Origin of the sequence: uncultured Empedobacter sp., assembly GCF_937930195.1 — a bacterium.
Lineage (GTDB): Bacteria > Bacteroidota > Bacteroidia > Flavobacteriales > Weeksellaceae > Empedobacter > Empedobacter stercoris.
Genome location: NZ_CALGVK010000072.1, coordinates 1 through 7,214, shown reverse-complemented (window position 1 = coordinate 7,214; position 7,214 = coordinate 1). Strand labels below are relative to the sequence as shown.

Sequence of the window (7,214 nt, the reverse complement as noted above, 5' to 3'; positions counted from 1 at the left end):
TTAGAAAAAGATTTTATTACGCGAAAAATGTTTGAATAAAAAATGCTCGAAAATTCGAGCATTTTTTATTATTTCACTGGTTGATAAACAAAACGTCTAAACTGTAAGGTGTCATTTACGATTAAACTATCTTGAATAATCATATAATACGGATCTAATTGTTCCATATAATATTTTTTCAATTCTCCATTTGTTGGGGTAACGTTCAAGGATCTTTTCGATTTTTCAGCTTCAAAAGTATATTTTCCTTCTGTAACTGTTTCTTGACAATTTCCGTTAATCGTTTCAAAAACCACTGAAAAATATTTTTCTACATCTCTAAAATCTAACGTCGATTGCCTTTCACATTCTAATAACTTATCAACTGTATCTACATTCGCTCTTTTGTAACGAATTTCTTTCAACTGCCATTTGTTAGCGCGCAATAATTGATCCTGAGATATCGCTAAAGAATCATCTTCTTTACATGAAAAAATAGAAAGTAAAAAAGTTGAGATCAAAAATATACCGAAAAAATTTTTCATTTTAAATTCAAATTATCATGTAAAAATAAAAATTTTGATTGACGTAATAACATTATAAGTTTACATTAGAGTTTTTCTAAAATGTCATAACTGATTGTATTTGCAATTTTTTCATAATTTTTATCTGAATCCATTATTTTTTTCTCGGTAAATGTTTCAAAAGTTATTGAATTATCCTCGTTAACTTTGACAACTTTATCTTCAAAAACATAATCATCAATATAAAATTGTATTCTATTCTCTACAATTCTCCACAAAGTTAATCTTGGTTCGCTTGGGAAACAATTGCCATTTCTTCCTTCTACATAATTATAAATTGCGTATCCATTATCCCAAATTGTATAATTCCTCATTAATCGACAATTGTCAAAATCTTTTGATATTTTTTTCCCAGCTTCATAAAAACCAGCTTCTTTCAATTTCCAAAAACCGAGCACATTTTCTTTTTTTAACTCTTGTGAGAATGCTATGTTGGCTAAAAATAAAGTCAGTATAAAAATAAGTTTTTTCATGCGATTAATTTAAAAAGTAAAAATATGTTTTATCTTGAGAATTAAATGCGAAAAATGAAAACTTTTTTGTCGAAACTTTTGATAAATTTAAACTATCAGTAACTTCTTTTGGAGAAAATAATGCAACCAATAAAATTATTGTGATCTCATCTGCAATTGGTGTGAAACAATCTTTTTATACCAAGTTTGCGATTTATTTAGCAAACAAAGGTTATTTAGTTTTCACTTATGACTATCGTGGTATCGGAGACTCTAAACCGAATAACTTGAAAAACTTTAAAGCAAATTTTATCGATTGGGCTGACAAAGATTTTTTAAGTTTGACACAATATATTGAAGAATTTTATCCAACTCATAAAAAATTTTTAATTGGTCATAGTATTGGCGGAATAATGATTGGTTTAACACCTGCTTATAAAATTTATTCAAAAATAATTACAATTGGTTCGCAATACGGTTACATCAAAAATTTTCACCGAAAGGATAAACCAAAAGTTACGTTTTTCTTCAAAATTGCTATTCCTATTTTATCCAAAATTTATGGCTTTTTCCCTTCACAAAAAGTTGGAATGGGCGAACCAATTCCAAAAGGGATTGCCCACGATTGGAAGAAATTAATCTATTTTAAAAAATCAATAATAGATTATGCAGATCAAACTCAGAACTTATTCGAGGAAATCACCAAACCTATTTTAATTATTAGCTTGGATGATGACTTTATGGCAACGCCAAAAGCTGTTGATCTTTTTGCTGAATTGGTGCTGAAAAATGCGAAGAAAAAACGTCTGAATATTGTTCCGAAAGAAGTTGGATTAGAAAAAATTGGGCATTTAGATTTTTTTAGAGAGAAAAATAAAGAACAATTATGGCAAATTCCTTTGGATTTTTTTGAGGAATAAAAAAAGCCCGAGAAAATCTCGAGCTTTTTGGTTTTATAAACGAATACTAATTCCTCCTAAAACATTAATACCTGCTTGCGGAAAATAATAACCTCCTTCGTAATAATAACCATTCGATTCGTATTCGACATCAAATAAATTATTAATTAAGATCGAAAATTCAAGGTTTTTAATTCCTTTTACTTTTGGTGAATATCGAATCAATAAATCTGATACCAAGTAACTATCCAATTTTCCATCTACTGGTTCTGTATTGGACAAATATTGCTCACCTACATATTTATTTGTTAAGTTAACCAGTACATTCTTGAATGGAATTGCTTCGAATCCGAATGCAGAAATTACATCTGGCGATAGTGCAATCTTCGTTTTTCCATATTCTTTTAATGATGAATTCCAGTTTTCATCCCACACTTCTTCTGTATAATTTTCGTGTTTATTCTCACTAAAAGTTATATTCCCAAAAATATTCAAACGATTTGGAATGATTTTATAATTTGCGTCCAGCTCAATTCCTCTTCTAAAACTCTTACCAGAATTTGTTCTTTTACGACTTCCGACATCATTAATTTCACCTGTTGGAACTAATTGATTTTTATAAGCCATGTAGTACAAATTGGCACTTAAAGAAAGTCGTCCACTTTTTTTATACCCCAATTCATAATCTTGTAAAAATTCTTCTTCAGGCTTTTTATCTTTTCCATTTAGTCCTTCATAATCAATACGCAAAGGCTCTCGGTGCGAAATTCCATAAGAAGCATACAACGTATTAGTTGAATTTATATTAAAATTTACTCCGGCTTTTGGATTCACAAAATTAAACGTATCCGTAAATGGTCTAAATTCTTCTGCATCATTTTCGCCATTTGGTAAATATTTTGCATCATAACCTACGTAACGATACTGCAAATCTCCAAAAAGATCAAATTTGTTGATTTGATACAGCACTTTTGCATAAGCTGCAAATTGTTTTTTTACGGCATTATTGTTATAGTATTTAAAATTTTTATCAGACCAATCTGTGTTGTCTACCCACAATACATTACCATAATGATCGCCATCATATTTGTTTGCAGATAAACCAAAAAAGACTTTAAAATCGTTCAACTTTTGATTTTCTACTTCCAAATTAAATCCATAAAAATCATTATCAAGATATTCTCTATTGATTAAGTTTCTTTTCTCTGATGTTAAATGATTTAATTTATAACGTTCTAATCCGCGATTATTTTTATAGCTCTCGTAATAACCTTTACCTTTTGTGTAATGAATCGTTAAATTAGACTTCCATTGATTTCCTAAATCTTGTAACCAAGACAAAAAATAATGATTCTGTTTGTAATTATCTGTATGATTATTATAATAGCCAAGCATATTTCCTTCCGAATCATACATTTCGCCTTCATAATTGTAGGTACGATCTTTTTTCAAGGTCTCCGCATCTACACCACTCCAAGCTTGATAAGTTTGTTCTTTACCAAACATATTCTGAAACCTAAATTTTGTTTTATCATTCAATTCATACAAAGCAGTCACATCATAGGAAATCAAGTCTGCCCAAGCACGATCTACATAACCATCAGAATCCAACTTAGAAAAACGACCGTCAATACTCAATTTATTGTTTAGTATTCTCCCTGTACCTGCCTGAAAAGTATACTTTTGCGTATTGAAGCTTCCAAAAGAAACATTTGCTTCTGCGAAAGGAATTGCAGATGGATTTTGAGATTCAATGTTTACACTTGCACCAAAAGAAGCCATTCCATTTGAAGAAGTTCCTACGCCTCTTTGTATCGTCATAGCATTTGTTGATGATGCTAAATCAGGCATATTTACCCAAAAAACACCTTGAGATTCTGGGTTATTTAATGGAATTCCATTCAAAGTAACATTAATCGATTGTTCATTAAGTCCACGAATTTTGATGGATGAATAACCAATCCCTGTTCCTGTATCAGATGTAATAGAAACTGATGTAGCTGAATTTAACAATGTTGGAACATCTTGTCCTAAATTCTTTTTTTGTAACAGTTTAGCTGTTACTTTTTCAACTGTAATTGGAAGTTTTTCAACAATAGAAACTTCTTGAAGTTGAATTTCTTCTTTTTGAATTGTATCATTTTCTTGAGCATACAGTATGGATGCACCAAATAATGACAATAAAAAAATCGACCTTTTCATAATTAATTTTTAAAAATATTATGAAAGGAGCCATCTTACACTTATAAATTTTACGCGCGAATGTAATTTGGTGAAGTACCAGTTCCCTTAGCAGCATTACCTGCCCAGGTTCTTTGGGTATAATCTCAGCCTCTAAATAAAGAAGCACCCCTTTCGATTGAAAATCAAAGATAATTATTTTTTTGAAATCTAAAAATTTACTCAAAAACATCTTCTTTTTTTAAACATAAAAAAAACCTTCAGAAATACTTCCGAAGGTTTACAGGGTTTAGTAATAAATAAAGATTGATTTTCTATAAAAAAAATCAATTGGCTTGGTTGGTATAATAGTTCAAATAATTATTAATTCTGCACAAAGAAAAAGTAGAATAAATTAACACCCAAACGAAAAAGTATACATAGTATCTAAATAGTGTAAGAAAATGCTGAAAAAATAAATAAATAGTTAGCTTTATTCTATTTTTAATTCCGCTACAATCGGAAAATGGTCTGATTTTATGTCTTCTCCTCGATAAAAATTTGTCACTTTCATCGATTTCGTAACCCAACATTGATCAATATTGGTACGAAATATTGGAATAAAAGCATTCCAAGAATTTTGTAAACCGAAACCAGATCGTGCGTCTTTCAATTTATCCGATTGGACTAATTTGAAATTCGGTGAATAAACCGTACAATTCAAATCTCCTATCAAAATAATGTTTTCAGTAGACAAAGCATCTATTTCATGTTTCATCAATTCGTATTGTTGATTGCGTTTTTCAAAACGTGCTTGGTTTGGTAAGGGAGGAACAGGATGTGTTGCTAAAATACTTACAGGTTTACCGTCTACAGAAATTTCCGCTAAGATAGACGGATGCATCTCATCTATATAGTTTTTTGTAGACACTTTTGTAAGCGGAACTTTAGAATAAATAGCTATCCCAAAATTATTATTCCTTACTTCCTCTTTATAGAAAGGATATTCTTCTCGAATAAATTCAACATTTTTTTGCCATGCTGGAGTTAATTCTTGTAAAATAAGTACATCACTTTTTTCTTTTTCTAAATAATTTTTCAAATAATGAAAGTCTTCATTCTGAGAAAAAATGTTGATTGAGGTAATCTTAAAATTAGATTGTTCTCCTTTTGCATTCTCCCCAAAATAGAAATTTCCCATATTCTGATAAACAATAATAGGAATCGCAACAAGCGGAAGCAACCATAAAATATTCTTTTTTTTCTCTTTTCGAATGGAATAATTAAAAATCAAACACAAAAAAAATGCAATGATTAATGCATATATAGAATATTGTACCAACATATCAAATACAAAGTATTGATAAAAGCTCTTACTCGTCAAATAAATTCCTACAAATACAAAGAATAAAATCCTGCTCCATTTTGTTAACATCTCGTCAATACTTTTTTAGTTCTCGTAAAAATAGAAATTATATTATTTATTAACTTCGCAATATGATAAAAATCGGAATTTTAGGAGGAGGACAATTGGGGTATATGTTTTTGCAAAATGCATTACAATATCCTTGTGAAATTAGTATTTTAGATCCAGCTGCAGACGCACCTTGCGCGCCACATGCACACCATTTTGTACAAGGTGATTTCAAAGATTATGAAACTGTCATCGCTTTTGGAAAAGATTTAGATGCTATCGGAATCGAGATTGAACATGTCAATGTTGAGGCATTACGCTATTTAAAGTCAATTGGAAAACGAGTTGTTCCAGATCCTGAAGCTTTAGCGATTATTCAAGACAAAGGAGTTCAGAAAGAATTTTATGTCAAGAATAATATTCCGACTGCGCCTTATTTTGATTTAGACAATTGGGAAGAATTGAAATCGAAACAAGATATAAACTATCCAGTTTTTCAGAAATCTCGAAAAGATGGTTATGATGGAAAAGGTGTTCAGTTCCTAAGATCTGAAGCTGATTTAGACAAAATGTTGCAATCACCTTCAATTTTCGAAACTCCTGCGAATTTAGATCGCGAAATTGCTGTCGTTACAGTTGCCGATCATTTGGGAAATATCGTCACCTATCCAACCGTAGAATTTATCATCAACGAAGAATATAATTTATTAGATTATCTATTAATTCCATCTTCATTAAGTAAAGAAATTACTGATCGTGCAGAAGCAATCGCTCGAGATGTAGTAAAAGCTTTGCAGTCTCCAGGCGTTTTTGCTGTAGAAATGTTTGTCAACAAAGACCAATCAATTTGGGTGAACGAAACAGCTTCTCGTGTTCATAATTCTGGTCATTCAACAATAGAAGCGGCTTACTCATCTCAATTTGATCAAATGTTAAGAACCTTAATGCAATTGCCTCTTGGTTCGACAAAATTATTCGCAACATCTGCCATGGTTAATTTGATTGGTGCAGAAGGTGAAACGGGACCAGCAGTTATCGAAAATATTGAAGAAGTTTTAGCAATTCCTGGAACCTATTTGCATTGGTACCAAAAAACAATCACGAAACCTGGTCGAAAAATGGGACATGTAACATTGGTGAATGATGATATAGAACAATTAAAACAAAACATAAAACAAGTCAACTCAACGATAAAAGTCGTTGCAAAAAAATAACACAACTATGGTAGGAATTATTATGGGAAGTGATAGCGATTTGCCTATCATGAAACAAGCAGCTGATCTATTAACAGAACTTAATATCCCTTTCGAATTAACAATTGTTTCGGCACATCGCACGCCACAACGTATGTTTGATTATGCAAAGACAGCACACGAACGTGGAATAAACGTCATTATTGCAGGTGCTGGAGGAGCTGCGCATTTACCAGGAATGGTTGCGTCTATTACGCCACTTCCTGTGGTTGGTGTTCCGATTAAATCGTCAAATTCGATTGATGGTTGGGATTCTATTTTATCTATTTTGCAAATGCCAAATGGTATCCCAGTTGCTACAGTTGCTGTGAATGCGGCGAAGAATGCAGGAATTTTGGCAGCACGCATTTTAGGCGCGACTAATCCAACTTTGCAAGAAAGATTAATCCAATACCAAGAAGATTTACAAAAAGCTGTAGAAGCGAAAATAGAGCTTGTAAAAGGCGAATATCCAAATGGGTTTGATAAATAAA

General features: G+C 31.2%; 7 protein-coding genes and 1 riboswitch. Of the genes, 3 read left to right on the top strand and 4 right to left on the bottom strand.

Going from position 1 to position 7,214, the window contains the following annotated elements:
• Window positions 1-68: 68 nt before the first annotated feature.
• Window positions 69-524, bottom strand: a complete 456-nt coding sequence (locus Q0616_RS04330; protein ID WP_225539175.1) for a lipocalin family protein — start codon at window positions 522-524, stop codon at window positions 69-71.
• Window positions 525-589: 65 nt separating this feature from the next.
• The gene (locus Q0616_RS04325) at window positions 590-1,036 is read right to left on the bottom strand and encodes a lipocalin family protein (RefSeq protein WP_260541750.1); all 447 of its coding nucleotides are present in this window, start codon (window positions 1,034-1,036) and stop codon (window positions 590-592) included.
• 140 nt (window positions 1,037-1,176) lie between these two features.
• Between Q0616_RS04325 and Q0616_RS04320 the strand changes: the two genes are divergently transcribed.
• Complete coding sequence (locus Q0616_RS04320; protein ID WP_298775401.1) at window positions 1,177-1,935, top strand: alpha/beta fold hydrolase; 759 nt, start codon at window positions 1,177-1,179, stop codon at window positions 1,933-1,935.
• Window positions 1,936-1,968: 33 nt separating this feature from the next.
• Here the strand turns inward: Q0616_RS04320 and Q0616_RS04315 are convergent, their stop codons facing one another.
• Both Q0616_RS04315 and Q0616_RS04310 read right to left on the bottom strand, forming a co-directional pair.
• Complete coding sequence (locus Q0616_RS04315) at window positions 1,969-4,116, bottom strand: TonB-dependent receptor (protein WP_260541748.1); 2,148 nt, start codon at window positions 4,114-4,116, stop codon at window positions 1,969-1,971.
• A gap of 66 nt (window positions 4,117-4,182) precedes the next feature.
• Window positions 4,183-4,278: riboswitch (TPP riboswitch) on the bottom strand.
• 289 nt (window positions 4,279-4,567) lie between these two features.
• Window positions 4,568-5,419, bottom strand: coding sequence for an endonuclease/exonuclease/phosphatase family protein (locus Q0616_RS04310; protein WP_260541747.1), 852 nt, complete (start codon window positions 5,417-5,419; stop codon window positions 4,568-4,570).
• Window positions 5,420-5,571: 152 nt separating this feature from the next.
• Here Q0616_RS04310 and Q0616_RS04305 point away from each other — a divergent pair, with 152 nt between their 5' ends.
• Together Q0616_RS04305 and purE are read left to right on the top strand one after the other, a co-directional pair.
• A complete protein-coding gene (locus Q0616_RS04305; protein ID WP_286482903.1) occupies window positions 5,572-6,702 on the top strand; it encodes a 5-(carboxyamino)imidazole ribonucleotide synthase in 1,131 nt (376 codons plus the stop codon).
• A 7-nt stretch (window positions 6,703-6,709) separates the two neighbouring features.
• Window positions 6,710-7,213: a 5-(carboxyamino)imidazole ribonucleotide mutase gene (gene purE, locus Q0616_RS04300; protein WP_038333183.1), complete on the top strand. Its 504-nt coding sequence runs from the start codon at window positions 6,710-6,712 to the stop codon at window positions 7,211-7,213.
• Window position 7,214: the final 1 nt, after the last annotated feature.

Bases quoted from the DNA above. Each gene is read 5' to 3' on its own strand.
- Q0616_RS04330 (WP_225539175.1), bottom strand. From the start codon at position 524: ATGAAAAATTTTTTCGGTATATTTTTGATCTCAACTTTTTTACTTTCT.
- Q0616_RS04325 (WP_260541750.1), bottom strand. From the start codon at position 1,036: ATGAAAAAACTTATTTTTATACTGACTTTATTTTTAGCCAACATAGCA.
- Q0616_RS04315 (WP_260541748.1), bottom strand. From the start codon at position 4,116: ATGAAAAGGTCGATTTTTTTATTGTCATTATTTGGTGCATCCATACTG.
- Q0616_RS04310 (WP_260541747.1), bottom strand. From the start codon at position 5,419: ATGTTGGTACAATATTCTATATATGCATTAATCATTGCATTTTTTTTG.
- Q0616_RS04305 (WP_286482903.1), top strand. From the start codon at position 5,572: ATGATAAAAATCGGAATTTTAGGAGGAGGACAATTGGGGTATATGTTT.
- purE (WP_038333183.1), top strand. From the start codon at position 6,710: ATGGTAGGAATTATTATGGGAAGTGATAGCGATTTGCCTATCATGAAA.